Annotated in this window: 21 protein-coding genes and 3 pseudogenes; 16 read left to right on the forward strand and 8 right to left on the reverse strand. The window is 65.7% G+C overall.

Going from position 1 to position 26,780, the window contains the following annotated elements:
- Positions 1–45 precede the first annotated feature (45 nt).
- On the reverse strand, positions 46–1,836 hold the full coding sequence (locus tag NNJEOMEG_RS14005) for a motility associated factor glycosyltransferase family protein (protein ID WP_173085525.1): 1,791 nt from the start codon (positions 1,834–1,836) through the stop codon (positions 46–48).
- A 533-nt stretch (positions 1,837–2,369) separates the two neighbouring features.
- Between NNJEOMEG_RS14005 and NNJEOMEG_RS14010 the strand changes: the two genes are divergently transcribed.
- The 13 genes from NNJEOMEG_RS14010 to NNJEOMEG_RS14070 all read left to right on the forward strand — a co-directional run bounded on the left by NNJEOMEG_RS14010 (position 2,370) and on the right by NNJEOMEG_RS14070 (position 15,924).
- Positions 2,370–3,290, forward strand: coding sequence for an NAD-dependent epimerase/dehydratase family protein (locus NNJEOMEG_RS14010; protein WP_173085527.1), 921 nt, complete (start codon positions 2,370–2,372; stop codon positions 3,288–3,290).
- On the forward strand, positions 3,287–4,843 hold the full coding sequence (locus NNJEOMEG_RS14015; RefSeq protein WP_173085529.1) for a methyltransferase domain-containing protein: 1,557 nt from the start codon (positions 3,287–3,289) through the stop codon (positions 4,841–4,843). Before NNJEOMEG_RS14010 ends, NNJEOMEG_RS14015 begins: the two co-directional genes overlap by 4 nt.
- A complete protein-coding gene (locus NNJEOMEG_RS14020; protein ID WP_173085531.1) occupies positions 4,840–6,030 on the forward strand; it encodes a radical SAM protein in 1,191 nt (396 codons plus the stop codon). The genes NNJEOMEG_RS14015 and NNJEOMEG_RS14020 overlap by 4 nt, the downstream gene beginning before the upstream one ends.
- Before the next feature lie 94 nt (positions 6,031–6,124).
- Positions 6,125–7,126: an NAD-dependent epimerase/dehydratase family protein gene (locus NNJEOMEG_RS14025; RefSeq protein ID WP_173085533.1), complete on the forward strand. Its 1,002-nt coding sequence runs from the start codon at positions 6,125–6,127 to the stop codon at positions 7,124–7,126.
- Between the two features lie 6 nt (positions 7,127–7,132).
- The gene (locus NNJEOMEG_RS14030) at positions 7,133–7,738 is read left to right on the forward strand and encodes a hypothetical protein (RefSeq protein ID WP_173085535.1); all 606 of its coding nucleotides are present in this window, start codon (positions 7,133–7,135) and stop codon (positions 7,736–7,738) included.
- Complete coding sequence (locus tag NNJEOMEG_RS14035; RefSeq protein ID WP_173085537.1) at positions 7,722–8,816, forward strand: phosphotransferase; 1,095 nt, start codon at positions 7,722–7,724, stop codon at positions 8,814–8,816. Before NNJEOMEG_RS14030 ends, NNJEOMEG_RS14035 begins: the two co-directional genes overlap by 17 nt.
- Positions 8,779–9,633: a transketolase gene (locus tag NNJEOMEG_RS14040; protein ID WP_235956969.1), complete on the forward strand. Its 855-nt coding sequence runs from the start codon at positions 8,779–8,781 to the stop codon at positions 9,631–9,633. Before NNJEOMEG_RS14035 ends, NNJEOMEG_RS14040 begins: the two co-directional genes overlap by 38 nt.
- A gap of 3 nt (positions 9,634–9,636) precedes the next feature.
- The gene (locus NNJEOMEG_RS14045) at positions 9,637–10,566 is read left to right on the forward strand and encodes a transketolase family protein (RefSeq protein ID WP_173085539.1); all 930 of its coding nucleotides are present in this window, start codon (positions 9,637–9,639) and stop codon (positions 10,564–10,566) included.
- Positions 10,567–10,592: 26 nt separating this feature from the next.
- The gene (locus tag NNJEOMEG_RS14050; protein WP_173085541.1) at positions 10,593–12,116 is read left to right on the forward strand and encodes a PfkB family carbohydrate kinase; all 1,524 of its coding nucleotides are present in this window, start codon (positions 10,593–10,595) and stop codon (positions 12,114–12,116) included.
- A 29-nt stretch (positions 12,117–12,145) separates the two neighbouring features.
- Positions 12,146–12,814, forward strand: a complete 669-nt coding sequence (locus tag NNJEOMEG_RS14055; protein ID WP_173085543.1) for a class I SAM-dependent methyltransferase — start codon at positions 12,146–12,148, stop codon at positions 12,812–12,814.
- A gap of 7 nt (positions 12,815–12,821) precedes the next feature.
- Positions 12,822–13,895, forward strand: coding sequence for a radical SAM/SPASM domain-containing protein (locus tag NNJEOMEG_RS14060; protein WP_173085545.1), 1,074 nt, complete (start codon positions 12,822–12,824; stop codon positions 13,893–13,895).
- 28 nt (positions 13,896–13,923) lie between these two features.
- On the forward strand, positions 13,924–14,790 hold the full coding sequence (locus tag NNJEOMEG_RS14065) for an SDR family oxidoreductase (RefSeq protein ID WP_173085547.1): 867 nt from the start codon (positions 13,924–13,926) through the stop codon (positions 14,788–14,790).
- 321 nt (positions 14,791–15,111) lie between these two features.
- Positions 15,112–15,924, forward strand: a complete 813-nt coding sequence (locus tag NNJEOMEG_RS14070) for a hypothetical protein (protein ID WP_173085549.1) — start codon at positions 15,112–15,114, stop codon at positions 15,922–15,924.
- Positions 15,925–15,949: 25 nt separating this feature from the next.
- On the opposite strand, the pseudogene NNJEOMEG_RS14075 reads toward NNJEOMEG_RS14070, so the two are convergent.
- From NNJEOMEG_RS14075 to NNJEOMEG_RS14085, 3 genes and pseudogenes are all read right to left on the reverse strand, one after another.
- Positions 15,950–16,193: pseudogene (locus NNJEOMEG_RS14075) on the reverse strand (integrase core domain-containing protein); the annotation flags it as partial.
- Positions 16,194–16,597: 404 nt separating this feature from the next.
- Positions 16,598–17,899 (reverse strand): phosphopyruvate hydratase, encoded by a 1,302-nt coding sequence (eno, locus tag NNJEOMEG_RS14080; RefSeq protein WP_173085551.1) that lies wholly within the window; start codon positions 17,897–17,899, stop codon positions 16,598–16,600.
- Positions 17,896–18,732 carry a type III pantothenate kinase gene (locus NNJEOMEG_RS14085; protein ID WP_173085553.1) on the reverse strand — a complete coding sequence of 279 codons (837 nt, stop codon included), beginning with the start codon at positions 18,730–18,732 and terminating at the stop codon, positions 17,896–17,898. The genes eno and NNJEOMEG_RS14085 overlap by 4 nt, the downstream gene beginning before the upstream one ends.
- A gap of 202 nt (positions 18,733–18,934) precedes the next feature.
- On the opposite strand from NNJEOMEG_RS14085, the gene NNJEOMEG_RS14090 reads away from it, so the two are divergent.
- The 3 genes and pseudogenes from NNJEOMEG_RS14090 to NNJEOMEG_RS21155 form a co-directional block, all read left to right on the forward strand.
- Positions 18,935–19,990 carry a hypothetical protein gene (locus NNJEOMEG_RS14090; protein ID WP_173085555.1) on the forward strand — a complete coding sequence of 352 codons (1,056 nt, stop codon included), beginning with the start codon at positions 18,935–18,937 and terminating at the stop codon, positions 19,988–19,990.
- 4 nt (positions 19,991–19,994) lie between these two features.
- Positions 19,995–22,481: a hypothetical protein gene (locus NNJEOMEG_RS14095; protein WP_173085557.1), complete on the forward strand. Its 2,487-nt coding sequence runs from the start codon at positions 19,995–19,997 to the stop codon at positions 22,479–22,481.
- Between the two features lie 245 nt (positions 22,482–22,726).
- Positions 22,727–22,831, forward strand: a pseudogene (locus NNJEOMEG_RS21155) (IS481 family transposase); the annotation flags it as partial.
- Positions 22,832–22,995: 164 nt separating this feature from the next.
- On the opposite strand, the gene NNJEOMEG_RS14105 reads toward NNJEOMEG_RS21155, so the two are convergent.
- From NNJEOMEG_RS14105 to NNJEOMEG_RS14120, 4 genes and pseudogenes are all read right to left on the reverse strand, one after another.
- On the reverse strand, positions 22,996–24,117 hold the full coding sequence (locus tag NNJEOMEG_RS14105) for an FkbM family methyltransferase (RefSeq protein ID WP_173085559.1): 1,122 nt from the start codon (positions 24,115–24,117) through the stop codon (positions 22,996–22,998).
- 166 nt (positions 24,118–24,283) lie between these two features.
- Positions 24,284–25,333: pseudogene (locus tag NNJEOMEG_RS14110) on the reverse strand (integrase core domain-containing protein).
- A gap of 199 nt (positions 25,334–25,532) precedes the next feature.
- Entirely contained in the window at positions 25,533–25,943 is a 411-nt protein-coding gene (locus NNJEOMEG_RS14115; RefSeq protein ID WP_173085561.1) for a hypothetical protein, read from the reverse strand.
- A gap of 284 nt (positions 25,944–26,227) precedes the next feature.
- Positions 26,228–26,587 carry an iron-sulfur cluster assembly scaffold protein gene (locus tag NNJEOMEG_RS14120; protein WP_173085562.1) on the reverse strand — a complete coding sequence of 120 codons (360 nt, stop codon included), beginning with the start codon at positions 26,585–26,587 and terminating at the stop codon, positions 26,228–26,230.
- Between the last annotated feature and the right edge of the window lie 193 nt (positions 26,588–26,780).

Raw genomic sequence — 26,780 nt, forward strand, 5'->3', positions numbered from 1 at the left:
TGTCCGGGATGGTACGGGTTGCGCTTTGGAAAATGCGGCCTTGCGTCAGGCGTCGGCCCGGCTTACGGCCGTGAGCTGCTCCACGAGAAGGTTGAAGATGTCCCTGCTCATCTCGCGCAGGTTCATCAGAAAATACTTCGCACCCTGCAATTTGGACTCACGATTGGTCGTGAAGAACATGTCGTGGAACGTTTTGTTGTCGAAGTGATGGTACTGCGTCAACATGAATGATCGATTGTCCTGGTCGCAATGGGCTATGTAGCGCGAAGCGACAGTGAGGGCATCCGCGTCCTGCATGCCGAACTGCCTGAGCAGGATGTCCGCCTCCTTCATGCTCCTGCGCCAGTTGCCCAGTTCCGACTGCAGATACTGTCTGATCCGCTCGCGGCTGGCGGCGGGGGGAGTGATGCGGATGTCCAGCATGCGTTCCCGGAGTGTCGGGTCGGGCGGGACGGGCGGTTCCTCCTCCACGCGGATTTTGCCGCCGTGGATGATGGATTCGCCGCTGGTGTTGACCACCTCCAGGGTCGAGCCGTGGATGCGGTCGATGAACCACTGTGTGGAGTCGTAGAAGTTGAGCGTGGTGTACATGGTGCGCCCGTTGGCGGCCTGCACGGGGTAGAGCTGGGGGAACCTGTTGACGAAGAGCGAAGGCTCGATCTCGCCGTCGTACTCCCCGTGGATGGAGCCCCTTGAGTAGCTGAGCTTGCTCGGGTGGTGCGAAGCGAGTTGAGCGCCCACGAGGTAGGCCCTGGCGCAGCCCATGTACTCCGCCAGCGAGAAGGCCGTTGTGATCACGGAGCCGTGCAGGATGAGGTCGTCGCGCGGGGGGAAGGGCTGGCGATCCACGTTGCCGAAGACGAAGACCTTGCCGAAGCTCCCCCGGGAGAGTTCCGAGAGGCAGTGCCCCACCAGGGTCGTGTCCGGAAGATCGGGCAAGTTTTCCAGCGTCTTGCCGGAGGCCAGGGACGTGTCGTTGATGACGACGAAATCCGGGGACACCCCATGCTCCAGCAGAGGACGCAGGGCGCTGTTGACCGCGATGGTCACGGCGTCCTGCCGGTGGGCCTTGATCCATTCGATCTTGTCCGTCAGGGCGGGGCCGGCCGCAATGAGGATGGCGGAGACGCCCGGGAGTGCGCCCTTGAGGTCGTTGATGGTTCCAGATTCGAGGATGGTGCGCGTGTTGTTGTAGGAGTGGAATGTGCAGTCGAACGTCAGGTGGCGCGTCATCTGGCGCAGGGGGAAACCCTTGTAGTGTTCCGGGCCGGAGATGTAGTAGATCACATTTCTGTAGTAGAACAACTCCACGTGCTGGATGATGTAGTTCGTCACATCCAGAGATTCGAGCCCATCCTGAATGAAGAAGACGGGGAATCCGGTCTTCGAGAGCGAGTCGGGGAGCGTGGCGGAGAGCGACGGCGAAAGGTTCCGCACGTCGCCGCCCCAGTAGAAGGCGCTGTTGGTCATGTGCGCTCTGGTCCCCAGCGTGCCGAGAAACACCTCGAGCTTGTCGATGTTGGGCTCGAAGACGAGACAGATTGTCCCCTGGGACCCCAGGGCTGTTTTCATCTCGGGGCTCAGGGATGCGCCGATGAAGCACACGAATCGCGTGTGCCTCATCGCCTCTTCAATGCCCGTGCCGGGGGGGAGCGTTTCGAACGCGGGGCTGATGCCGGAGAAGCTGGCGAAGGGGTTCTTGCTCCTGGGGTGCTCGAAGTCCCAGAGGGGGACGTGCCCGGAGAAGCGGTGAACGGGCGCCGCATCCGCGTATTCCAGGCTTTCCAGCGCGGCGGCGCACACGCCGAGCTCTTTGGCAATGGCAATATTCTTCACGTCCTGCCCCTTGAGCGGCCGCCGCCCCCGGACCGCAAGCGGCGGCAGGGCGCGTTTCGCGCGCTCTTGTCCGGGTTTCGCGTCCCGTCGGGCTCCGTATGCAGGAAAGGTGCCGAGGTTGCGAACCCTCCGTCCCCCGCCGTCCGGGGGGACCCTTGACGGTTCCCTGAGGGGGCGCTGTGCGGGGGGCGCGTCAGGTTCTGGACGGTTCGTTCGCCAACCGAGTGATCCATGCTGTTTTCCCGCTTGCTCCGGAAAATCCGCCGCGCATTGACGCGGCCTCGCAAGAGCTGCTAGAGATGGCCGAACCCGTTGAGAGAGGTTGGTTTTTTTGTTTGCAAGCAGCGATTGTTTCTGGATGGAATAAATGCTGCATATGCCCCTCCGTGTCCAGGAATTTTTTGCCACCTAATCATTCGCGGCGGATCGAGGTCGCTCTTCCGGCCTTCGGTCCCGCGGCCGCCTGTAATGATCCGACCGCGGCCTTCCCGTTGGGCGCCTGCGGCGTCCGGTCCGGCCTGGGAGCGTGAACCATGATCGAGCAGTGCAAGGATGTCCTGATCTTCGGCGCGGGCGGCTTCATAGGCTCCACGGCCGCCGCGTTCCTGGCGGCGCGAGGCTGGAACGTGGAGGCCCGCACCCGGCAGGACTGCGACCTCACCGACCCCGATGCCGCGGCGAAGGTCTTCGCCGGACGCTCCCGTCCGGTGCGCGTGCTGCTTTGCGCCTGCGTGAGCCGCCACCTGGAGGACACCTTCGGCACCATGGTGAAAAACGTGGCCATGGTGGAGAACTTCCTGCGCGCCGCTCGCCCGGGCCAGGTGGCCTCCTGCGTCTACCTGAGCTCCACCGACGTTTACGGCAACCGGCCCCTCCTGCCCGTCACCGAGGAGACGGCGGCCCTGCCCGAGTTCTACTACGGCGTCTCCAAGCTGGCCAACGAGACTCTGCTCCTTCGCGCGGGCCTGGCCGATTTCCCCGTGGCCGCCCTGCGCCTGCCGGGCATCTACGGCCCCACGGACCAGGGCCATTCCATCCTGGGCATGTTCGCCCGGCGCGTGCTGCGCGGCGAGCCGCTCACCGTCTACGGAGACGGCGGCACCCTGCGCGACTTCGTGCTCGTCACGGACCTCTGCTCGGTGATCGAACGGCTCCTGGAGCGGGAGTTCCACGGACCGCTCAACGTGGCCACGGGGTCAAGCATGCGGCTCCTGGACATTCTGCATCTGCTCGCGGCCGCGGCCGGCCGTGAGCTGGACCTGCGGCACGCCCCGGCCGGGTCCCGCTCCCACGATCTCGCCTTCGACACCAGGGGCCTTCACGCGGCCGTGGGCGAAAACCTTTCCATGACCCCTTTGCGCGCGGGCGTGCGCATCCTCGTCGATTCCCTGCGGGCGGAGGCGGCCCCCCCCGCCCAAGCCGCGAAGCCCGGCGCCCGCGGAGGCGCCCAGTGACCATCGCAGGCCGGGATGCCCCGGCCCAGGCCGCCCCGGGAACACCCTTGCGCGCCGTGCCCTGCGTCGCCCTCGTGCGCCCCGCCCAGCCGGAGGACCCCTCGCTCTCCGGTCTGGACGGCAGGCGCTTCCTGCCGGAACTCATGGCGGCCCTGGCGGCGGAAGGCGTTTGCTCCCGGGCCGTGGCCGCCGTGCCGTCCGGGCTGGAGGGCGAGGCCGTGCTCGAACTGCGCCGCGCCTGTCTGGAGGCCGGAGTGGAGTGGTTCGAGGGCAGCGAAACCCCCCAGGGCCGTCTGGAACAGATCATGGAAGTCAACGGCTGGGAGGCCGCCCTGGTGCTCACGGGCTACGCCGCCCTGCTGGACGGCCAGGCCCTGGCCCGCGCCTGCGAGGCCGTGGCCTCGGGGAGAGCCCGGGCCGCCTGGGGCGGGGGCGTGGGGCCGGAGCGCTTCTTCTGCGTGGTGGACCGCCAGGCCGCCCGCGCCCTGGCCGGTCGCGCCCTGTCCGGCCACGCGGGGCCGCCCCTGCCGCCCACGGCGTTTCCGGCGGCGCTTCAGGCGCTGGGCGTGGAAGGGCTGGCCATTGATGGGCTTGAGTCTCCCGCCGAGCGCTTCGTCACGGGCGCGCGGCTGGCCGGGGAGGGCAGGCCCCTGGACGCGGAGCTGGTCCGCGCCGTGCTGGACCCCGCGCGCCCCGGAGCCTGGCTCGACGCCAGCGCCCAGCGCGAGGCCCTACGGCGGCGCTGCGGAGTGGCCGACTGGGAGGCCCTGGATGCCGCCGTGGCCCCGCTGCCCGCCGACTGCCTGGATCGCCTGGCCGCCCAGGTGCGACTTTTCGACGCCCTCCGGGAGCACCTGCCCGCGCGGCGCGGCCGCTTCGTGGAGCTGGGCGCGGGGAGCGTGCCCCTGTGCGCCTGCCTGCTGGCCGAACATTTCCGCGAGGGTCTGGCCCTGGAGCCCCACGTCCTGGACGAGGCGGCCCTGGCCCACACCCGGACCCTGGCGCGCACGCTGCGCTCGGCCTGGCCGGGGCTGTTGCCCGGCGTCGCGGGGGCCGGGCCGGAAGCGCCGGAGGCCCGGGCGCTCTGCCACGAGGCCCAGCGCCTGGAAGCGCTGAACCTGCCCGGGGGCTCGGTGGACTTCATCTACTCGCGCATGACCCTGGAACACGTGGACGACATGGAGTCACTCTCGCGCGAGTTCGCCCGCGTGCTCGCCCCGGAGGGGACCATGCTCCACCGCGTGGATTTCCGCGACCACCGGGGCGAGGGCGAGCACACCGCGGTGCACTTCGATTTCCTGCGCCACGGCCCCGAGGAGTGGCGCGCCCTGGACGGCGTGACCAACCAGCTGCGAGTGAGCGACTACGTTTCGCTCTGGGACAACCTGGGTTTCGCCGTCCGCGTGCTGGACCGGCGCTGGCGCAGGGTGCCCCCCGGGACCCTTCATCCCTTCTGGGCGAACCGCCCGGAGGAGGACCTCTACTGCTACGACGCCCTGCTGGTGGCCCGCCGCGCGGCAGGCGCACTCCACGGAGACCCCTCATGCTCATGAGCGACGAAGAATTCATGCGGCTCTACGGCCCCCGCTTCGAGGCCGCCCTGGCCGAGGCCAGGCGCTACGTGGACGACCCGGCCATCCTGCGCCGCGAGGTGGACGCCCAGGCCGCCCTGGCCGACCGCTCGCGCCTCATGGTGCCCAAGCCCGACCAGTTCACCTACCGCATGATGAACTACCGGGGCTTCACGCGCTTTCCGGAGCGGCTCAAGAACAACATCCTGGCCCGCGACGAGTCGCGCTCCGAGGAGTGCCTCTCGCTGCCCTTCATGATGGACGTGGAGCCCGTGAGCCGGTGCAACTTCCGCTGCATCATGTGCGCCACCGTCAAGCGCGAGGGCAAGCCCAAGCCGGACCTCTCCCTGGAAGACTTCAAACGCTTCATGGACCGCAACCCCCAGCTCATGGAGGTGAAGATCCAGGGAGTGGGCGAGCCCCTGCTCAACCGCGATCTCTTCGGCATGATCGAGTACGCCACCGCGCGCGACACCTGGGTGCGCACCACCGTGAACGGCTCGCTCCTGCACGTGGACGACAATTTCAAACGCCTGGTGGATTCCGGCATCGGCGAGGTGCAGACCTCCTTCGACGGAGCCACCAAGGAGGTCTTCGAGCACATCCGCGCCGGGGCCGACTTCGACCAGATCGTCAAGAACCTGACGGCGCTCAACGCCTACGTGGCCGGGAAGGACCGCGACCACACCCGCATGTGGGTGCTCCTGCAGAGCAACAACCGCCACCAGTTGCTCGATTTCATCCGCATGGCCGCTCGCATGGGCTTCAGGCGCATGACCTACTCGGTGGTGCTCACCGGCTGGGGCGAGGAGAACAGCTTCAGCGACCTCAAGGTGCGCCCCTTCACCGAGCAGGAGGAGTCCCGCATCCTGGAGTTGGCCGAGCGCGAAGGCGTTGAGGTCTCCGTGTGGAACTGCACCGACCGCTTCCGCATCGGCAACCCGGCCACACTCTGCCCCGTGCCCTTCTCCCGGGCCTTCATCGGCTCGGACCTGCGCATCCTGCCCTGCGGCACCATCGGCCACTACGACGACGTGAACTTCGGGCACGCCCTGGCCTTCCGCGAAACCTGGAACTCCCCCACCTACCGGCAGTTCCGCCGGGCGCACCTGGAGGGGCGCATCCCCTCCTTCTGTCGGGAATGCTACTCTCTGGAAGAGGGACTCTGAGAAAGCCGGGCCGCGCACTCCAGCACTCGCGACCAGAACACGAAACACACGGCCCCCCGGGCCGCAAACAGCATAACAGAGAGGAACACACGCCATGGAAAAGAAATTCAAGAGGATCCTCGTCACCGGCGGAGCGGGGTACGTGGGCAGCGCGCTGGTGCCGCGCCTGCTGCGCGAGGGTTACGAGGTCCGCGTGCTCGACCTCTACATCTACGGCGACCACGTGCTGGACGAGGTGAAGGGCCACCCCGGCCTCACCGAGATCAAGGGCGACATGCGCGACCGCGCCCTGCTGGAGCGCGCCGCCGCCGGGTGCGACTCCGTGATCCACCTGGCCTGCATCTCCAACGACCCCAGCTTCGAGCTGGACCCCGGCCTGGGCAAGTCCATCAACTACGACGCCTTCCTCGACCTGGTGGACGTGTCCAAGCAGGCCGGGGCAAGGCGCTTCATCTACGCCTCGTCCTCCTCTGTCTACGGCATAAAGGACGAGGAGCAGGTCACCGAGGACCTCTCCCTGGAGCCCCTCACCGACTACTCCAAGTACAAGGCCATGTGCGAGGACGTGCTCCTCAACGCGGGCAGCGCCTCCTTCGTGCCTCTGGTCATCCGCCCCTCCACCGTGTGCGGCTACGCCCCGCGCCTGCGCCTGGACGTGGTGGTGAACATCCTCACCAACCACGCCTACCACACCCGCAAGATCAAGGTGTTCGGCGGCGAGCAGCTGCGCCCCAACATCCACATCAACGACATGGTGGATGTCTACATCCAGGGCATGCTCTGGGAGGACAAGGACATCTTCAACAAGATCTACAACGTGGGCTACATGAACCAGAAGGTCCGCGAGCTGGGAGAGCTGGTGCGCGAAACCGTGGGCGGCGACATCGACATGGAGATCGTGCCCACCAACGACAACCGCTCCTACCGCGTCTCCTCCGAGAAGATCCGCCGCGAGCTGGGCTTCGCCCCCAAGTTCGACATCCAGGACGCCGTGCGCGACCTGGTGGACGCCTTCAAGGCCGGGAAGGTCCCCAACTCCATGACCGACCCCATCTACTTCAACATCAAGCGCATGCAGGAAATCAACCTGAAGTAGGCCTCCATGCGCATCGCCCTGGACCTGGACAACACCCTCGTCTCCTACGACGCGCTCTTCCGGCAGGCGGCCCTGGACCGGGGCCTCGCCCCGCCGGAGATCGCCGCCTCCAAGAGCGCGGTGCGCGCCCACGTTTGGCGCACCGTGGGCGACGAGCCCTGGCAGGAGCTCCAGGCCGAATGCTACGGGCCGCGCATGGCCCAGGCCCTCCCCATGCCCGGCGCGGACCGGTTCCTGCGCCGGGCCGGGGAGGCCGGGGCCACCCTGTGCATCGTGAGCCACAAGACCCGCTACGCAAGGCGAGACACCACCCGCACCGACCTGCGCCAGGCCGCCCTGGAGTGGCTCGCGGCCCGGGGTTGGCTGGACGACCCGGCCATCCCCCTGGAGCGCTCCCGGGTCTTCTTCGAGGACACGCGGCGCGAGAAGGTGGAGCGCGTGCTGGCCCTGGGCTGCGCCGTGCTGGTGGACGACCTGCCCGAGGTGCTCGCGGACGAGGCCCTGGGCGGGGTGCGGCGCGTGCTCATCGCCCCGGAGGGCGGACCCGCCCCGGACGGAGCGGTGGCCTGCGGGGACTGGAAGGAGATCGGGGACCATGTCTTCGGACGCTGAAGCCCTCTGGGAACGCCTCGCGGGAGGCCCCGTGCTCGCGCGGCGTCTCTCCTCCAACGGGCGCAACAGCCGCGTCTACCGCCTGGAGCTGCCGGGCGGCGGCCTGCTGGCGGGCAAGCGCTATCCGCAAAACCCCGCCGACCCCCGCGACCGCCTCGGCGCGGAGCTGGCGGGCCTGACCCTCTGCCGCAGGGCGGGGCTGCGCGTGCCAGAGCCTGTTGCCTTCAGCCGGGAGGAGGGCGCGCTGCTCATGGAGTTCGTGCGGGGCGAGCCCGTGGGCGACCCGGGCGAATCCGGCGTGGACGAGGCCGTGGCGTTCCTGGCGGCTTTGCGCGCGCTTTCGGCCCAACTGCCCGGCCAGGCGGAGGTGGCTCTGGAGTGCGGGAGGGATTTGTCCCCTGGCCCGCTGTCCGGCGGCCAGTCGCCGGGCCATCGGGTGTTCCTCGCCCCGGCCTCGGAGGCCTGCTTCACGGGCCAGGCCCTGGCCGCCAACCTGGAGGTACGCCTGCAGCGCCTGGAAGCCGCCCGTGGGGAGGAGCCCGAGTACGCCGCCCTGACGGAGCTGGTGTCGGCCCTGCGCGCACGGTTCGCCCGGGCGCTTCGCGAATCTCCGGCCGGGTTCGGGCCGACCTGGGAAACGCCCCTGCCCGAGGCGCAGCGCACACTCTCGCCTTCGGATTTCGGCTTCCACAACGCCCTGCGCCTGTCCGGCGGCGGTCTGTGCTTCCTCGACCTGGAATATTTCGGCCGGGACGACCCGGCCAAGACCCTCTGCGACTTCGTGCTGCACCCGGGCATGGCCCTGCCCGATCACCTGGCCGGACGCTTCCTGGCCGGGGCGGGGCGGGCGCTCCTGGAGGCTGGCGGGGCCGGCCGCTCCGTGGCGGCCTTCCCGTTCTACGCCCTCAAGTGGTGCGCGATCGTGCTCAACGAGTTCGTCGCCGCCGACCGCGCCCGCCGCGACTTCGCTGGCCGCGACACCCGGCGAGAAACCCTGCGCCGCCAGCTGGCCCTGGCAACGCGCATCCTGGAGGACCTCGATGAACGACATGCATGGTTCGGCTCGCGCCTGGCATGAGCAGGCCATGGGGGCCGCCCTGGACGCGCGCTCTCTGGAACTGCGCCGCACGGTGGTGGAGATGCTCGCCCGGGCGGGCAGGGGGCACCTGGGGTCCTCCCTGTCGCTCATCGAGATGCTGCGCGCGCTCTACGACCACGTGCTGCGTTTCGATCCCGCCCGGCCCGGCATGCCGGAGCGCGACCGCTGCATTCTGAGCAAGGGCCACGGCTGCCTGGCCCTCTACGCCCTGCTGGCGGACAAGGGCTTCTTCCCTCGCGAGGAGCTGTGGCGCTTTTGTCGCAAGGACGCCCTGCTGGGCGGCCATCCGGACGCCACCAAGATTCCCGGCGTGGAGGCCTCCACGGGCAGCCTGGGCCACGGGCTGCCCATCGGCCTGGGCATGGCCCTGGCCGTGCGCGGCCGAAGCCCGGAGCCCCGCGTGTTCGTGGTGCTGGGCGACGGCGAGTGTAACGAGGGCTCCGTGTGGGAGGCCTGCCTGAGCGCGGGCAACCGGGGCGTGGAGAATCTGACGCTCCTGGTGGACTACAACAAGTACCAGTCCTACGACGCCACCTGCGTGGTGCAGGACCTGGAACCCCTGGACGAGAAATTCCGGGCCTTCAAGTGGGCCGTGCGCCACGTGAACGGCCACGACGTGCAGGCCCTGCGTCAGACCCTCTCGGGCGTGCCCTTCGAGCCCGGCATGCCCTCGGCCGTGATCTGCCACACCGTCAAGGGCAAGGGCATACACTTTGCAGAAAACAATCTGCAATGGCACCACAAAAGCTCCATCAACGAGGAAATGGCCGCGCGCATGCGCGAGGCCCTGGGGTAGCCCATGCGTAAGAAAGCCTTGGACATGGTCCACGATCTGGCCCGGCGCGACGCCCGCGTGGTGTTCATCGGGTCAGACCTGGGATGCGGCACCCTTGAGGCGCTCCAGAAGGAGCTGCCCGGCCAGTTCCTGATGGAGGGCATCAACGAGGCCTGCGCCGTGGGCATGGCGGCCGGCATGGCCATGGAAGGCCGCGTGGTCTACGTGAACACCATCGCCACCTTCCTGGCCCGGCGCGCCCTGGAGCAGGTCTGCGTGGACCTGTGCATGCACAAGCTCCCCGTGCGGCTCATCGCCAACGGCGGCGGGCTGGTCTACGCGCCACTGGGCTCCACCCACTTGGCCGTGGAGGACCTGGCCCTCATGCGCGCCCTGCCCAACATGACCGTGGTGGCCCCCTGCGACGCCCCCGAAATGGAACGCTGCATGGCCCAGACCCTGGACTGGCCCGGCCCCATGTATATCCGCCTGGCCAAAGGCTACGACCCCGTGGTCTCCGACCCCGCAGCGGGCTTCGCCATCGGCCGGGCCATCCACTGCCGCAAAGGCTCCGACGTGCTGCTGGCGGTCACGGGCGTGGCCCTGCAGCAGGCCCTTGGCGCGGCCGACCTGCTGGCCGCCCAGGGCGTTTCGGCCGGGGTGCTGCACATGCACACCCTCAAGCCCTTCGACGCCCAGGCCCTGCTGGAGGCCGCCGCCGGAGCGCGCGCCGTGGTCACCGTGGAGGAGCACACCCTCCTGGGCGGCCTGGGCAGCGCCGCCGCCGAGACCCTCCTGGAGGCCGGCATGGCCCGACCCTTCAAGCGTCTCGGCATCCCCGACATCTTCCCCGACTACTACGGCACGCAGCTGGAGATCATGGCCCGCCTGGGCCTGGACGCCCAGGGCGTCGCCCGGGCGGCCCTGGAGCTGCTCGAAGCCCCCCGGACCTGAAGGGCCGCAAACCCCGCGAGACCATCATGAGCGTACACGACAAGATTCTCGACCTGGACGACCTGCGCGCCGAGCTGGACCGCATCCGCGACTCCAGGCGCATCGTGCACTGCCACGGCACCTTCGACATCATGCACCTGGGCCACATCCGCCACTTCCGCAAGGCCCGGGAGCTGGGCGACGTGCTGGTGGTCACCGTCACGCCGGACCGCTTCGTGAACAAGGGGCCGCACCGCCCCATGTTCACCGCCGAGCACCGCGCCGAGGTGCTGGCCTCCCTGGCCGAGATCGACTACGTGGCCGTGAATCGCTGGCCCACCGCCGTGGAGACCATCGCGCTCCTGCGCCCCCACGTCTACGTGAAGGGCGACGAGTACCGCCAGGCCGAGAACGACGTGACCGGCAAGATCGTGGACGAGCAGCAGGCCGTGGAGGCCGTGGGCGGCGAGATCCGCTACACCGAAGACATCGTCTTCAGCTCGTCCAACATCATCAACCGCACCATGTCGCCCTTCTCCGAGGAGGTGCAGGCCTGGCTCCTGGACTTCTCCTCGCGCCACGACAGCCGCTCCATCCTGGAAGCCCTGGAGCGCATGCGCTCCCTGCGCGTGCTGGCCCTGGGCGAGACCATCGTGGACGAATACCACTTCTGCGAAACCCTGGGCAAATCCGGCAAGGAGCCCGTGCTCGTGGCCAAGTGCCTGCACAAGGAACGCTACGCCGGGGGCATCCTGGCCGTGGCCAACCACCTAGCCGCCTTCGCGGACCGCGTCTCGCTGCTCTCCCAGGTGGGCGGCCAGAACCCCCAGCTCGATTTCATCCGCGAGAGCCTGCGCCCCAACGTGGAGCAGGACTTCCAGGAGGTGCCCCACGGCGTCACCCTGGTGAAGCGTCGCTTCGTGGAACGCTACCCCTTCCAGAAGCTCTTCGAGACCTACACCATGAACGGCAACGAGTACGACCCCGTGCACTCGGTGCGCTTCCGCCAACGGCTCGAAGAGATCCTTCCCGAGATGGACCTGGTGGTGGTGGCCGACTACGGCCACGGCCTCATCCACCCCGACACGGCCGAGCTTCTGGAGGAGAAGGCCCGCTTCCTGGCCATCAACACCCAGATGAATGCGGGCAACCAGGGCTACCACGCCTACTCCAAGTACCGCCGGGCGGACCTCATCTCCATCTCCGAGAACGAGCTGCGCATGGAGGCCAGGAGCCGCACCGCCACCGTGGAGGAACTCATCCTGCGCGCGGCCGAGCGCGCCAACTGCGAGCGCATCGTGATCACCCAGGGCGAACGAGGCTGCCTGTGCTGGTCCGCCGCCGAGGGCTTCTTCCGCGTGCCCGCCTTCACCACCAAGGTGGTGGACCGCATCGGCGCGGGCGACACGGTGCTTTCGGTGGTCTCGCTCTGCGGCGCCCTGGGCCTGCCCATCGAAGTGGCCGGGTTCCTGGGCAGCGTGGCCGGGGCCGAGGCCGTGGCCACGGTGTGCAACAAGAAATTCCTGGACAAGGTGGGCTTCCAGAAGAGCGTCGTCTCGCTCCTCAAGTAGCCCCCCCAACCCCAACACGGGATCGCGCCATGCCCCTCATCGACTTCGTCTCCGTCCTGCACAAGAAGACCGTCCGCGACTACAAAGAGCGGGTGTGCGTCCACGACAAGATCGAGTGCGCCACCGTGGCCAAGCGCTACGGCCGCGACTACTGGGACGGCGACCGCAGCCACGGCTACGGCGGCTACCGCTACGACGGCCGCTGGGAGCCCGTGGCCCGGGCCATGATCGAGCATTACGGGCTCAGGGACGGCATGAGCCTCCTGGACGTTGGCTGCGGCAAGGCCCATCTGCTCCACGAGTTCAAGAAGCTCCTGCCGGGCCTGGAGGTGCGCGGGGTGGACATCTCCCGCTGGGGCCTGGACACGGCCAAGGAGGAGGTGCGCCCCTTCCTGACCGAAGCCCCGGCCCAGGAACTGCCCTTCGCGGACAACTCCTTCGACCTGGTGATCTCCCTGGCCACCTTCCACAACCTCAAGGTCTTCGAGCTCAAGCGGGCCATCGACGAACTCAACCGCGTGGCCAAGGACCCCGCCCGCTCCTACGTGATGCTCGAATCCTACCGCAATGAGGCCGAGCGGGTGAACCTGATGTTCTGGCAGCTCACGTGCGAGAGCTTCTATTCCGTGGAAGAATGGGAATGGCTCTACGCGCACTTCGGCTTCAAGGGCGATTATTCCTTCATCTTCTTCGAGTAGGTCCGTCATGGAAAACCTCTACAGCCAGGTGAAGATCTTTCACTACCGCGAGCGCCTGGACGCCCTGGAGCAGGGCCGGGCGCTGCCGCCCCTGCACGTGCGGCTCAAGCCCATCAACGCCTGCAACCACCGCTGCTCCTACTGCTGCTACCGCAGCGACAGCCTCTTCCTGGGCGAACTGCTCTCCGAGAAGGACAGCATCCCCCGCGCCAAGATGCTGGAGATGGCCGCCGACATGATCGAAGTGGGCGTGCGGGCCGTCACCTTCACCGGCGGCGGCGAACCGCTCATCTATCCCCATTTCGCCGAGGCGGCATCCCGGCTCCTGGAGGGCGGGGTGAAGGTGGCCACCCTGACCAACGGCTCTGCCCTGCGCGGCGAGGCCGCCGACGTGCTGGCCGCCGGGGCCAGCTGGGTGCGCGTTTCCATGGACTCCCTGGACGGCCCCTCCATCGCCCGCTCGCGCGGGCTCAAGCCCGAAGAGTTCGACCGGATCATTGAGAATCTGCGCGCCTTCGCCAAACGCAAGCACGCCGACTGCGAGCTGGGCATCAACTTCATCCTCACGGCCGACAACGCCCACCGCGTCTATGAGTTCTTCAGGCTCATGAAGGAGACGGGCGCGGACCACGTGAAGGTCTCGGGCTGCGTGGTGGGCACCACGGCCAGGGAAAACAACGACTACCACGCCCCCCACTTCCGCATGGCGGCCGAGGGCATCGCCCGGGCGGCGGCGGAGCTGGCCGACGCCTCCTTCAAGGTGGTGGACAAGTTCCACGAAATGGACGGGCAGTACGCCAAAACCTACGACTATTGCCCCTTCGTGAGCGTGTTCCTCAACGTGATCGGGGCCGACCAGAACGTGTACACCTGCCAGGACAAGGCGTACACCCGTTCCGGGCTGCTGGGCTCGGTGCGCGACCGCTCGCTCAAGGAGTTCTGGCTCTCGGAGGAGTACGCCCGGGCCGTGCGCGGGGTGCGCCCCTGCGACGCGTGCGCCCACCACTGCGTGCAGCACGGCAAGAACCTGGCCCTGCTGGACTACCTGGGCACCGACAGGCGGCATCTGGATTTCGTGTAGCGGCCCGGACGGGGTCGCAAAGGGCATCATGGCGTTTCATCGAGGACACGGGCTCCGGCCCTTCCTGGTGCTCGGGGCCGGGGGGCTCCTGGGCGCGGCCATCGCCCAGCGCCTGGGCGCGCGCGCCGTGGCCCTGGCCCGCGCGGACCTGGATATCGCCGACGTGGCCCGCTTTCGCGAGGCCTTAGCGCTCCATCGCCCGCTGGCGGTGATCAACGCCGCAGGACTCTCCCACGGCGGCGAGGACGAGCTGATGGAGCACAACGCGAGGCGTCCCGCCCGGCTGGCCGAGGCCTGCGTGGAGGCTGGCTGCGGCTTCGTGTTCTTGAGCAGCTCCCGCGTGTTCGGAGACGCCTCTCCCGGGGCGCGCTCCGAGTGCGACCCGCCGAGCCCGGCCGAGGCCTACGGCGCGAGCAAGCTTGCGGGCGAGGAGGCCGTACGGGCGGTGCTGGGCGATACGGGGGCCTGGGTGGCGCGCATTTCCATGGCTCTGGGCCACCGGGCGGCGCGCGGGGAATCCCAGATCGTGAACCGCCTGCTGGAGGCGGCCCGCTCGGGCGCGCGGGAGGTGCTTGCGGCCTCGGACGTGCGCCACTCCCCGGTGCACGCGCGCGACGCGGCGGCCCTGGTGGAGCGCATGCTGCTCGACCACCCTCCGGGAACCTACCACATCACCGGGGCCACGCCCGTGACCCTGGAGCACCTGGTGCGCCGCGTCTTCGCGAGCGCGGGCCTGAACTGCGCCGTGCAGGGCGTGGAGTCGGCCCGCTTCGGCGGCCCCGCCCTGCCGGACCTGACCCTGACCACCCGCCTCCTGCCCCCCGCCGGACCCTGGGAAGAGGCCGCCGACCGGCTGGCGGAGGACTACCGGGAAGCGTGGGGGGGCGGAAAGTAGCTGCCCTGACGGAATTTGGGGATGCGCGGATGCAATGTCCCAAACCGGGTGTTTCAGGTGCAACTTCCGGACAAAGACCCTGCCTTAACCATCCATCCTTGACGGCCCAATAATTTCCGAGTGGGCGTGCCACACTGAGGGCTATAAGAAGCCTTGAGGAATAAATCATCCCTTGTTGGCTATAAGACTCTGGTAAAAGCGAGGCAGGGGTGGTATGGGTATTCACGAGTTAATCCGAAATGATGGCCTAGGACAGTGGACGTTCTTTGTGCCCCAACGCTGGAGAGCAAAGCATACCTGTGGTACTGAAGCACGACAAGTATGGATAAGATAGATATAATCAACTATTATGTTGGTGAAGTACGCAGTGGGATTGCCGACTTACACCAAGAACTTGCGTCTTCCATAACGACCATTGAAAGAAGCCACGCGGCTAAGGGAACCGTGAAGAGTGGCGGATTTGTGCATGACATACAATGTGCTTATATTTCCATTCTAGATAGTGCGGTGAAACTTATATTTTCAAAGGCACGCGACATGGTGATCGATTTTGATGTTGAGTTTGACGATGATTTTAAGAGCAAGATGGTGGAATTGCTTGACGCATACTTCTCCTCTTTGTCAATGATGTGCAGTCTTGAGCGTTACTTCGGGCGGTTTGGGCAAGCAGCGGATGACATGCTGCGTCCCGGGCATTTTGCTCACAAAATTTCATCTGTTGAATGTTGGTACAAGAATAACATAGAGCCGTTCACATTCAAGCTAAGGCGTGAGGTCTCGAGAATGAAGGAAGAAAAATGCGCTAAGCATGGGTTTGTGGTGCACGCCTATAATAGCAATGTGGTTAATGCGCACAATTCTAATGTCCAGATCGGGCAGAACTCATCAGCGTATACCATCGATGCGGTTTCAGCTATGGAAGCGCTTGTAGCATACCTCAGGGAGAATAAGGTTCATGAAAGTGACGAGGAACAGGATGATCTTGTTGCGGCCCTAAAAGATGCCAAGGAAGAGGTGAAAAAGGAGAAGCCAAGCAGGTTCAAGCTCTTTGCGATACTGGATGGAGCGGGGAAATTGGTTGGTCAAGTTCCCCAATATGTTGCGGCATGTGAGGCTATTAAGAAATTGTTCTAGTAGGCGAGGACTGGAGTCGCCCCCGCTAAACTGAACACCCCGCGGTTGCTAAGAATCGGATGACCTCTCTGGGCGAGAGCATCCGCAGCCACTTGTGTGGGTGCATCCCGTTGTAGTCCTCGAACCAGGCAGCGAACTGGCCAGGACGGTCCGAGCATCCGGTCGATCGTTGACGTACACGTAATCGCGCTTGAAGTTTTGACGAAAGCCTCGGCCATGCCGTTGCTTTCGGGGCTTCTGACCGGGGTGAACCGGCTGAAAAGACCAAGCCAGTCCGCAGAACAATTCCATGCACCTCAAGGCCGTCAATGAGGAGGGCGAACTGAGTGAAGCGGCAACTTGTAAGGATTTCTTACAAGTTCGAACTGAGGGAAATCGTTCGATAAATCGTTCGATCAAACCTGTTATTGTGGAGTACCCCGTTTAGACCGGACAGACTAGTCAACCGAGGAGGTAGGGCTGGAGGTATGTCCAGACATAGTGCTAACGAGTTCGCCACGGTCGAATTGGTGAACGAAGTCTAGCGTCGTCGCTGGGCATTGGCTGGTCAGTTAAAATTCAATAATTTCGCTATACTGCGGGCATGATCAAAAACCCCTCCCGGCCACGCCGGAAGGGGTCTTCCTTCGTCGCGGCGGGGGCAAGGCCCCCGCCGCCTGATAGGCTTTTCGGTCTACTCCTCGCCTTCCTCGTCGAACCACTGGGCGGCCATGACGGGGCCGTAGTAGAGGGCCTCGTCCTCCAGCTCCTCCTCGATGCGCAGGAGCTGGTTGTACTTGGCCAGGCGGTCTGAGCGGCAGAGCGAACCGGTCTTGATCTGGCCCGCGTTCACGGCCACGGCCAGGTCGGCGATGAAGGAATCTTCCGTCTCGCCGGAGCGGTGGGAGATCACGGTGGTGTAGGCGGCCTGCTTGGCCATCTCGATGCAGTCGAGCGTTTCGGTGAGGGTGCCGATCTGGTTCAGCTTGATGAGGATCGAGTTGGCGATGCCCTCGTTGATGCCGTCGGCCAGGATGTCCGGGTTGGTGACGAACACGTCGTCGCCCACCAGCTGGATGGCGTCGCCCAGCTGGTCGGTGAGGAGCTTCCAGCCGTCCCAGTCGCCCTCGGCCAGGCCGTCCTCGATGGAGATGAGGGGGTACTTCCTGGTGAGGCCCAGGTAGTAGTCCACCAGCTCGGAGGAGCTGAACACGCGCTTCTCGCCCGCGAAGGTGTACTTGCCGTCCTTGAAGAACTCGGAGGCGGCGGCGTCGATGGCCAGGGCGATCTCCGCGCCGGGCTTGTAGCCAGCGGCCTCGATGGCCTTGAGGATGTAGTCGAAGGCCTGCTCGTGGCTGGCCAGGTTGGGGGCGAAGCCGCCCTCGTCGCCCACGGCGGTCATGTGGCCGTCCTTGGCGAGGATCTTCTTGAGGGCGTGGAAGGTCTCCGCGCCCATGCGCAGGGCGTCGGCGAAGGTGTCCGCGCCCACGGGCAGGATCATGAATTCCTGGATGTCCAGGTTGTTGGGGGCGTGCGCGCCGCCGTTGATGATGTTCATGAGCGGCACGGGCAGCACCTTGGCGTTCACGCCGCCCAGGTAGTTGTAGAGGGGCAGGCCCAGGAAGTTGGCGGCGGCGCGGGCGTTGGCCATGGAGACGCCCAGCATGGCGTTGGCCCCCAGGCGGCCCTTGTTCTCGGTGCCGTCGAGCTCGATGAGCAGGTTGTCCAGGGCGGTCTGGCGCAGGGCCTCCATGCCCACCACGGCTTCGGCGATCTCGCCCTGCACGTTCTCCACGGCGCGGCTGACGCCCTTGCCGTCGTAGCGGTCCTTCTCGCCGTCGCGAAGCTCAAGAGCCTCGCGCGAGCCGGTGGACGCGCCCGAGGGCACGGCCGCGCGGCCAACGGCGCCGGAATCCAGGGTGACCTCCACCTCCACGGTGGGGTTGCCGCGCGAGTCGAGGATTTCCCTGGCCCAGACAGCAGCGATGGTGCTCATGTGGTTCTCCTTTGGGGGATGATGGTCTGTTCACGGTCCTTCGCGCGGGCGTGGCGGGCGCGCGCGGATTCCTCATACACGAGTCTCAGGCCTTCGAGAAGAAGTTCGGGCCTGACGTTTGCGATGGCGGGGCAGACGCGCGCCAGTTGCGCGGCGAATCCGCCCGTGGCCACCACGGTGACGGGCTCGCCCAGGTGGTCTTCCAGGCGGTCCAGGATGCCCTCCACCATGGAGGCGAAGCCGAAAAGCAGCCCCTGGTTGAGGCTCTCCACCGTGGAGCGCCCGATGGTCAGCTTGAGCGAGGCCGGTTCCAGGTCGATCTGGGGGAGCTTGGCCGTGTCCTGGGCCAGGGCGCGCGCCGAGGAGAGCACCCCGGGGCAGATGAGCCCGCCCAGGTAGCTCGATCCGCGCACCACGTCGAAGGTGGTGGCCGTGCCGAAGTCCACCGAGACGAGGCAGTGGGTGGAGGAGCAGCGCCTGGCCGCGTAGGCGGCCACGAGGCGGTCGGCCCCCACCTGCTCGGGGCGCTCGTAGCGGTTTTCCAGAGGCACGGGGACGTCCTCGGGCACGAAGAGCGGCGTTTTGCCCAGGAAGCGGTTGCAGGCCTGGCGGAGCATGGGGTTCACGGGGGGCACCACGCTCACGGCCAGGACGGCCTCCAGCGCCTCGGGCTCCACGCCCTCGCGGACCAGAATGGCGGCCAGGTCCAGCCCCAGCTGGTCGGCCGTGCTGGAGCGCGGCGTGGGCAGCACGTAGGACGAAAGCCCGGACTCGGCGCGGTAGAGGCCGAGCTTGATGTTGGTGTTGCCGATGTCGAAGAGAAGAAGGGCCATGGATGTCTCCGCGCGACGCGCAAAGGATGCGGCGCTGGTGGGAAAGACGACCGAAGATAGACTATTTTCCGGCCCTTGAAAAGATGATACCCAGGCGACGGGGCAGTGCGGCAGGACGCGCGGGGCGCGCGGCCTGCGCTTTCGATCTCGCGGGCGGCCCGCTCGTTTTTCCCGCGAAGCACCCTTGCGTCAAGAGGTATCCATGGAGCCCGGAGCTCTCATCCCGGCGGCCGACGCCATTCCGGCATCGCCCTGGTTCTTCAGGGTCCTGCTGGACGCCACGTTCGCAGTTCACCTGATCTTCATGAACCTGATGTTCGGCCTGGCGCTCCTGGGCTTCGCCCGCGCCCTGCGCGACGCGCCCGGACTGGACCGGCAGGCGGGCCTGGCCCCCAACCTTACGGCCCTGGCCGTGAACCTGGGCGTGGCCCCGCTGCTCTTCGTGCAGACGCTTTACGGCCAGTTCTTCTACGTGAGCTCCACGCTCATGGCCGTGTGGTGGTTCGGCGTGGTGCTGGCCGTCATGGGGGCCTACGCCCTGGCCTACCGCCAGAAGTACGCCTTCCACGCGGGCAGGGGGCCGGGCGTGTGGACCTGGGCGCTCATGTGCCTGCTGCTCCTCTACACCTCCTTGGCCCAGACCCACAACGCCGTGCTCCTGGTGCGCCCGGACCTCTGGCGCGGCTACTTCGCCGACCCCTCCGGGACCCTGACGGCCTGGGCCGATCCCACCGTGATCCCGCGATGGCTGCATTTCGTGCTGGCCTCCGTGGCCCTGGGCGGTCTGGCCCTGGCCATGATCGGCCACGGCCGCGCCAAACGGCGCGACCCCCACGGCGAGGAGATCCGCCGCGAGGGGCTGGCCTGGTTCTGCTGGGCCACGGTGCTCCAGGCCGGGGTGGGCTCCTGGTGGCTCATGGCCCTGCCCAGGAACATGATCCCGGCCTTCATGGGCGCGGACAAGGCCGCCACGGGGCTGCTGGCCGCGGGCGTCGCGCTCACCCTGGCGGCGGTGGTCTTCGCCTTCCGGGGCAGGCTCATGGCCGCGGCCGGGGCGGGCGCGCTCACCGTGCTCGTGATGACGGCCCTGCGCGGCGTGCTGCGCAGCCTCTATCTGGACCCGCTCTTCGACCCGGCCACGCTCCCCGTGACGCCGGAGCCTTCCACCACGGCCATGTTCCTGGGGTGCGTGGTTCTTTCGCTGGCGGTGATCCTGTGGGCGTCGGGCATGCCCAAGGTCGACCGGAAGGGGGCTTGACGCCATGGAATATCCTGTCCTGCACTGGAACTACTGGGGCGGCGGACTGCTCATCGCCCTGGTGGCCACCATCCACGTGTTCATCGCCCACTTCGCCGTGGGCGGGGGCCTCTTCATCGCCGTCATGGAAACCAGGACCCAGCGTCTGGGGCTGACCAGCCTGCGCGACTACCTGCACCGCCACGCCCGGTTTTTCCTGGTGCTCACCATGGTGGTTGGCGGGCTCACGGGCGTGGGCATCTGGGCGGCCATCTCGGTGACGGCCCCGGCGGCCACCTCGGTGCTCATCCACTCCTTCGTGCTGGGCTGGGCCACGGAGTGGACCTTCTTCCTGGCCGAAATCGTGGTGCTCCTGGCCTACATGCGCTCCTTCGAGGGGGCGCGCTCCACGCGCAGGCTCGTGCTGGCCTGGCTCTATTTCGTCTTCGCCTGGGGCTCGCTGGCCGTGGTGCAGGGCTTCATCTCCTTCATGCTCACCCCGGGCGAGTGGCTCGTCACCCACCGTTTCTGGGACGGCTTCTTCAACCCCACCTATTTCCCCGGCCTGGTGTTCCGCACGGCCATGGCCGCCGCACTGGCCGGTGCTTTCGGCCTCCTGACGGCCCAGGCTTCGGAAACGGAGAGCCAGCGCAAAAGCCTCTCGCGCTTCTGCGCCCTGTGGACCATCCTGCCCCTGCCCGTGGTGGTGGCGGCCGGTTGGTGGCACATCGCGGCGCTTACGCCCGGACAGCAGGCCCTGGCCCTGGGCCGCTCGCCCGAGGTGGCGGCTGGCATGCGCGTGTTCTGGTGGGCCGTGCCCGCCATGCTGGCGGGCGGCGCGCTCCTGGCCGGGGGGCTGCCCCGGCGCTGGGCCAGGCCCGCGTCCGTGGCCGTCCTTGCGGCCTCGTTCCTGTTCATCGGCTCCTACGAATACATGCGCGAGGCCGCGCGCAGGCCCTACCTGGTCACGGGCCACGTCTACTCCAACGGCGTGCTCGTGGCCCAGGCCCCGGCGCTGAACGAGTCGGGCTTCCTGGCCAAGGCGCGCTGGTCGCGGGTGAAGCAGGTGACGCCCGAGAACCGCATCGAGGCCGGGCGGGAACTCTTCTACCTGCAATGCGCCAGCTGCCATTCGACAGGCGGGCCGCTCCTGGACATCCGGCCCCGCGCGGCCAAGTATTCGCTCACGGGGATGGAATCGCTGCTCACGGGCCTGGGCAAGATCGGGCGCTACATGCCGCCCTTCTTCGGCAGCAAGGCCGAGAAGCAGGCCCTGGCCGCCTTCCTGGCCCAGGAGATCGGGGGCGACAGGCCCGCCAAGGCCGCAGCCCTGGCCCAGCTGCCCCCCGAGACTCCCGCGCCCTTCGCCGACGACGCCGAATACGTGCTCGTGGCCGCAGCCGACCGGGCCATCAGCATGTTCGAGCCCCACGACGGCCGCATGGTCCTGGGCCTGCCCGCCCAGGGGCTCACGGCCCAGCTGGTGCGCCGGGGGCCGGGGCCGTCGCTGGTCACGAACGCCCGCGTCACCTGCGAGGTGGTGGGGCAGCCCGCCCTGACGCTCAAGGCCGAGGGCAACCGCTACCGCGCCCCCTACGTTTCTCTGTCGCCCTACGGGGCCGACGGATCCTTCAGGCCCTATCCCGTGGGCGTGGTGCGCGCCTGGGACGCCGAAGGCAAGACACTCCTGGCCGAGACCAAGGTGGTGCTGCCGGTCTCCTCGGAGATGGGCTGCAGGAACTGCCACGGCGGGGAGTGGTCCCACGGCGTGGGGGGCCTCTCCGAGGCCACCGTGCGCGACGTGCTCAAGGCCCACGACCGCCTGAGCCTCACAGCGCTCGCCGGCCAGTCCGGCCCGTTGCGCTGCAAGGGCTGCCATTCGGGCGAGGGCAAGGGCCGGGCCATGAACCTCTCGGCCTCCATGCACGGCCTGCACGCGGTCTATCTGGCCGGGCGCGGGGCCGACGCCTGCAACCTGTGCCACCCCACCGACCCCATGGGCGCGACGCGCGCCCTGCGCGACCCGCATCCGGCCGCCGGGCTCGACTGCACCAGCTGCCACGGGGCCATGGAGGACCACGCCCTCTCGCTGCTCGTCCGCGAGGAGCAGCAGGGCGTGGCGGCCGCCAAGCCGCTCATGGCCCTCATCAAGCCCCGCGAGGGCGCGCCCGTTCCGCGTGAACCCTGGGTGAACGAGCCCAAATGCGTCACTTGCCACACGGGCTACAAGGCCCCCGAACAGGCCCAGGCCTACGGCGTCTGGACCAAGGACGCCGGGGACCTCTTCAAGGCCAAGCCCGACGACATGGGGGCGCTCACCTGCGCCGACTGCCACGGCGCGGCCCACTCGGTCTATCCGGCGGTGAACCCCTACGGAGCGGACCGCGACAACCTGCAACCCCTGCAATACCAGAAGCTCGCGCGGGCCATGGGCGGCAAGAAGAACTGCCAGAGCTGCCACCGCGAGGCCATGGACACGGCGGCGCATCACCCGGGCATGGGCGTGGAGTAGGGGAGAGGTCGGCTACAGGGCCTTGCCGCCGACCGGCGGCGCGGTCCGGGGGGAGATGGCCCTTAATGCAGTGAGCCCGGTGGGCGACGGCGCATGTGCGGCCATGGAACGGCGGTGGGCCTGGGTGGGCCCCTCAGGGTATAAACCTGACAGCCCCTCTCGAAAGAGGAGGTGGTCATGCCGACCCTGGCTGGGGTACGCGTGGAGTTGCGAAGCTTCACCCAACCCTAACCGAGGAGATCGTCATGACCAACGGCGAGAAAGTAGCACGAAGGAAACTGGCCTTGCTGGAGCTGGCGAAGGAGCTGGGCAATGTGAGTAGTGCGTGCAAGCTCATCGGGTATTCGCGGTAGTGACCTTCCCTGCGCCGCCTTCCGCGAAGGCCTTCTTAAAGGCATCGAGGCGAACACAGACGAATCGGGAGAAGCAGCTTAAAAGCTGCCCCGCCAGGGCGGCGGTGTCAGGCAATAACCTTCATTGTACACTTGCTCCCGATTTCGAGCCCGGTCCCGAGCTAGCTTTCCACACACTCCTCGGGAATAGAATACCACACTGTTTCATCAAATATTTCTTTTCCATAATGGGCAACATAATGCTTGTAGCCGGGCAACGTGGTACGCAGAAGTTCGGGGATCGTGGCAAACTCGGCCGCTGAGTGATAAATACAGATTGCCAACTGTGGCCTGTGCTCGCGTATTGTTTCCTCGGCGCCTTCGAGGATCGCAGTCTCAGATCCTTCGACATCCAGCTTGATCAGATCGATTTTTTTTAAACCATTTGTTCGAACATATTCGTCAAGAGTGATGGCTGGGACACTCAATCCCGTTTGATTTGGAGTGCCCTCTCTGGTGCTTGACGCACTTCCCAGAGGGGTCAACTCGACTAAGCAATTTGAGCGCCACAGAGCCCGGGCCTCCAGCTTTCTTGACGGTCCGGCAAATTGATTACGAAGGTTGAATTTCTCGACATTTGATTGATCCGCCTCAAAACCGATGACTAGTGCCCCAGGTGGCATTTTTTGCAGAAAGTCCTCGGTTGTTTTTCCGTCAAACACTCCTCCGTCAATGGCTGTATAGACCTTGTTCCAGTTGACGTATCTGAGATATTGCCCTCCTTTGTCCAGTATGGAGTCAGGTGTTTTGTACACGTCGGCCTGCTGTCTTCGCGGTACAAACATGCAGCGCATCGCATAGCACACCTTATACGTTTCCCGTGAAGAGTAGTCTTCCAGGCTTTGCAGGTTTGCTTCGACTGTCGGCGCGTAATGTTTTTGTTGGTCATCATTGAAAAGAGATCGATTCATCGGGTCAGCATTGCAAATTATGTAGTTCCTCACGGCGGCATCAATAAGGATTTTTTCAATATCTGGCCAAAAGGCCGACGCAATGATAACAATGTCTACCTTTCGCGCTAGACTTTTGTTGTCTGCAAAGACATATATTGGAGAACCATCCTGGCTTCCTTTATTGAAGCTATCAAAATAGAAATCGAAAGAGATGTCAGGACGACACTTTTTTAAAGCGAGGACCACTCCTTGCCCCACTTTTCCGGTTCCGTAAACTGCCACGTTTATTCGGGCAGGGAGTGATGTGACATCACTAATAAATTCAGCATACAGTTCAGCACAAGCGCTCATTACACCTCCGGAAGCGAATGGAATTGGCCATTCGCCATGCACACCCGTCAATTTAATTGAAATAGTGAAATATTACATCTTGTTAAATCATGTTCCAATTGAATGCTTTTGTCAAGTTGTACAGTGATGGTTATTGCCTGGCGCCGCCTCCCTGGCGGGGCAGCTTTTAAGCTGATTCTCCCGATTCGTCTGTGTTTGCCTCGCTTCCTTCAAAAAGGCCTTCGAGGAGGTCGGGGCAGGGTGTCCTTCCGTTCATGTCTCGGTCCTGGTGCGGGCGCTCCCGGCTGTAGTGCTGGAGATACGATTCCTGTGTTTTCTGCATCTCCTCCATTGATTCATGCCAAATCTGCCTGCCTTGAATCCGAAAATGCTCTTCGAACAATGTCCGGTGCAGGCGCTAAACGAAGTCGTTGCTTTGCGGGCGGCGAACCATGATCGTTCTGTGCTCGACGCCTTCGAGCTGAAGGAACAGCTCATGTGGGTGCTTGTCCGGTCTGCCACGGAACTCGCGCCCATTGTCCGAGAGGATCGTTTCGACCCGGGCGTTGTGCTCCTCAAAGAACGGAAGAACGTCCTCGTTGAGCACATGCGCCGCGGTCAGCGGCAGCTTCCTGGTGTACAGTCGAACCAAGCTTACCTGCTATGGCAGTCGATGACCGACTGCAGGTAGAACCGGCCAACGCTTTTGAGCGAGCCCACCATGAAGGTGTCCACGGACACCAAATCGCCCGTGTGGCTGGCCTCGATGTGCCGGGCGCGGAACTCCGGGCTAACGCGCTTCAGAAGTCTGATCTGCTCGTTGGACCGCTTCAGCTTTTGCCCGCGCACGCTTTCTTCCAGGCGCATGAGCCGTTCGTGTTTGGTCAACAGGCCATGACGGCTCCAAGCCCCTCGGACTTCGGCAGAGCTGACCTGGATGCCCTGAAGAGCCAGATACGGCGCTACGGGCAGTGGGCCATGCGTGGGGTGTACGTCAGGCAGTAATCCAGAAAGGCCTTTTCCACGGAGTCCTCCACACGGTTCGGGTGCGGTCCGCGTGGCCCAGGGGGCGATCCAACAGCCCTTCGGCTTCTTACGTCGGGAAATTGCGGCGAATCTCGTAAAACAGCTGTCGCGAATAGCCGACGAGCTTGCACGCTTTGCTCACATGGCCCAACTCGGTGGCCAACTCTAGCAAGCTCAGCTTCTTCCGTGCTACTTTCTGATCGGTGGTCATGACGATCTCCTTGGTTAGGGTGCCTGAAGCTTCGCAACTCCACGGCTATCCCAGACAGGGTCGGCATGCCCACCTCCGCTTTCGAGGGAAAACAGTAAAAATATAACCATCTCAGCACAGTCAAGCCAATGATGCCCGCCCATAGGGTGGGGGGGCTGTCAGGTTATAACCATCTCACTTCAGATGAGCGCCGCCAACACTAGAGGAATAGCTTGCGCGAAAGATACGGTCCGGACAGGAGCGTGATGGGCACGAGCGGCCAGAGGCGTCCCCGGAAGAGGTCGTAGTCCGCCAGCAGGGCGGAGAGGGGCAGGCCCCGGGCCAATCCGAAGCCGAACTCGAAAGCCAGGGTGGCCAGGCACCAGAAGAGTCCCACGCCCAGGAGCGACGCCGTGTCCCGCACGTTGCCCCGGCGCACGAACCAGCGCGCGGCCCACAGAAAAATCAGGCAGAGGAACACCGTGCACACCGCCCGGGCCAGGGTGTCGCCCAGGCGCGGGGTGAGCAGGAACTCGCGCGCCGCGCCGCAGGCAACGGCGCAGGCCAGGAAGGAGAGCCACAGGCCGAAGGCCTGAAGGTAGAGCGGGAATCCCCGGAGCGTCTGGGTCATGCGTCCATCCGGAGGGTGCGGCATCGCCCGGAGGGCGGGATCAGTTGTTCATCGCGTGCCGGGCATTCCGGCGTCCAAAGAGAAACGGGGCCGCCTTTCGGCGGCCCCGTCAGCCTGATGACAAACCCCGAAGCGGGGCTTGTTAGAGTCGCTAACGGGCGGCAAAGCCGCCCTGCTCCAGGCTGCGCTCCGCGCAGGGCTGCTGAATAAGCCGCAAAGCCGACTTTTTCAGCAGCCTCACGGGGCCGCCTTTCGGCGGCCCCGTTCCGGGCAGTGTTTCGCCGTTAGGCGGCCATCTTCTTCTCGTAGTCGCGCAGGGCGAGCTTGAGAGCGCCGATGGTGAAAACGTCGCAGTCGTAGTCGTCCTTGACCACGGCGAGGTGGGGACGGAGGTCGGCGTTGGTCATGGGGTAGAGGTCGTAGATGGACATGCCCTTGATCATGGAGATCAGCGCGGCCAGACACTGGCGGCTGTAGAAGCAGCCCTCGGCCTTGCCGCCGGCTTCCTCGACCTTCTCATCGACGATGCGAAGCTGCAACGTGATGGCCTTTTTGCAGGTCGTGCAGCCGTGCACGCCTTCGGCGTTGAAATTATCGACGGGACGAATCAGCTGGGCGAACGAATCCTTCACGCGAGTGCTCATGGCGAATACCTATATTGTATGAAAAAAAGCGTTGCTACCAAGGCGGTCGGGATTAAACGCACCGATCGCCGAGGCGGCGCAAGGACTGGATTGGAAAAGGGTCCAAAAGGTTCAGTCGAAATGCGTCGCCGCGTTCCTCACCACTGCCGACCCCTCCATAACCTCACGTTTTGACACCCGTCAACGGGAAAAA

This window comes from Fundidesulfovibrio magnetotacticus (genome assembly GCF_013019105.1).
Lineage (GTDB): Bacteria > Desulfobacterota > Desulfovibrionia > Desulfovibrionales > Desulfovibrionaceae > Fundidesulfovibrio > Fundidesulfovibrio magnetotacticus.

Bases quoted from the DNA above. Each gene is read 5' to 3' on its own strand.
- NNJEOMEG_RS14035 (WP_173085537.1), top strand. From the start codon at position 7,722: ATGTCTTCGGACGCTGAAGCCCTCTGGGAACGCCTCGCGGGAGGCCCC.
- NNJEOMEG_RS14115 (WP_173085561.1), bottom strand. From the start codon at position 25,943: ATGACCCAGACGCTCCGGGGATTCCCGCTCTACCTTCAGGCCTTCGGC.
- NNJEOMEG_RS14025 (WP_173085533.1), top strand. From the start codon at position 6,125: ATGGAAAAGAAATTCAAGAGGATCCTCGTCACCGGCGGAGCGGGGTAC.
- NNJEOMEG_RS14010 (WP_173085527.1), top strand. From the start codon at position 2,370: ATGATCGAGCAGTGCAAGGATGTCCTGATCTTCGGCGCGGGCGGCTTC.
- NNJEOMEG_RS14050 (WP_173085541.1), top strand. From the start codon at position 10,593: ATGAGCGTACACGACAAGATTCTCGACCTGGACGACCTGCGCGCCGAG.
- NNJEOMEG_RS14045 (WP_173085539.1), top strand. From the start codon at position 9,637: ATGCGTAAGAAAGCCTTGGACATGGTCCACGATCTGGCCCGGCGCGAC.
- NNJEOMEG_RS14090 (WP_173085555.1), top strand. From the start codon at position 18,935: ATGGAGCCCGGAGCTCTCATCCCGGCGGCCGACGCCATTCCGGCATCG.
- eno (WP_173085551.1), bottom strand. From the start codon at position 17,899: ATGAGCACCATCGCTGCTGTCTGGGCCAGGGAAATCCTCGACTCGCGC.
- NNJEOMEG_RS14040 (WP_235956969.1), top strand. From the start codon at position 8,779: ATGAACGACATGCATGGTTCGGCTCGCGCCTGGCATGAGCAGGCCATG.
- NNJEOMEG_RS14070 (WP_173085549.1), top strand. From the start codon at position 15,112: ATGGATAAGATAGATATAATCAACTATTATGTTGGTGAAGTACGCAGT.
- NNJEOMEG_RS14055 (WP_173085543.1), top strand. From the start codon at position 12,146: ATGCCCCTCATCGACTTCGTCTCCGTCCTGCACAAGAAGACCGTCCGC.
- NNJEOMEG_RS14120 (WP_173085562.1), bottom strand. From the start codon at position 26,587: ATGAGCACTCGCGTGAAGGATTCGTTCGCCCAGCTGATTCGTCCCGTC.
- NNJEOMEG_RS14020 (WP_173085531.1), top strand. From the start codon at position 4,840: ATGAGCGACGAAGAATTCATGCGGCTCTACGGCCCCCGCTTCGAGGCC.
- NNJEOMEG_RS14105 (WP_173085559.1), bottom strand. From the start codon at position 24,117: ATGAGCGCTTGTGCTGAACTGTATGCTGAATTTATTAGTGATGTCACA.
- NNJEOMEG_RS14095 (WP_173085557.1), top strand. From the start codon at position 19,995: ATGGAATATCCTGTCCTGCACTGGAACTACTGGGGCGGCGGACTGCTC.
- NNJEOMEG_RS14060 (WP_173085545.1), top strand. From the start codon at position 12,822: ATGGAAAACCTCTACAGCCAGGTGAAGATCTTTCACTACCGCGAGCGC.
- NNJEOMEG_RS14085 (WP_173085553.1), bottom strand. From the start codon at position 18,732: ATGGCCCTTCTTCTCTTCGACATCGGCAACACCAACATCAAGCTCGGC.
- NNJEOMEG_RS14065 (WP_173085547.1), top strand. From the start codon at position 13,924: ATGGCGTTTCATCGAGGACACGGGCTCCGGCCCTTCCTGGTGCTCGGG.
- NNJEOMEG_RS14030 (WP_173085535.1), top strand. From the start codon at position 7,133: ATGCGCATCGCCCTGGACCTGGACAACACCCTCGTCTCCTACGACGCG.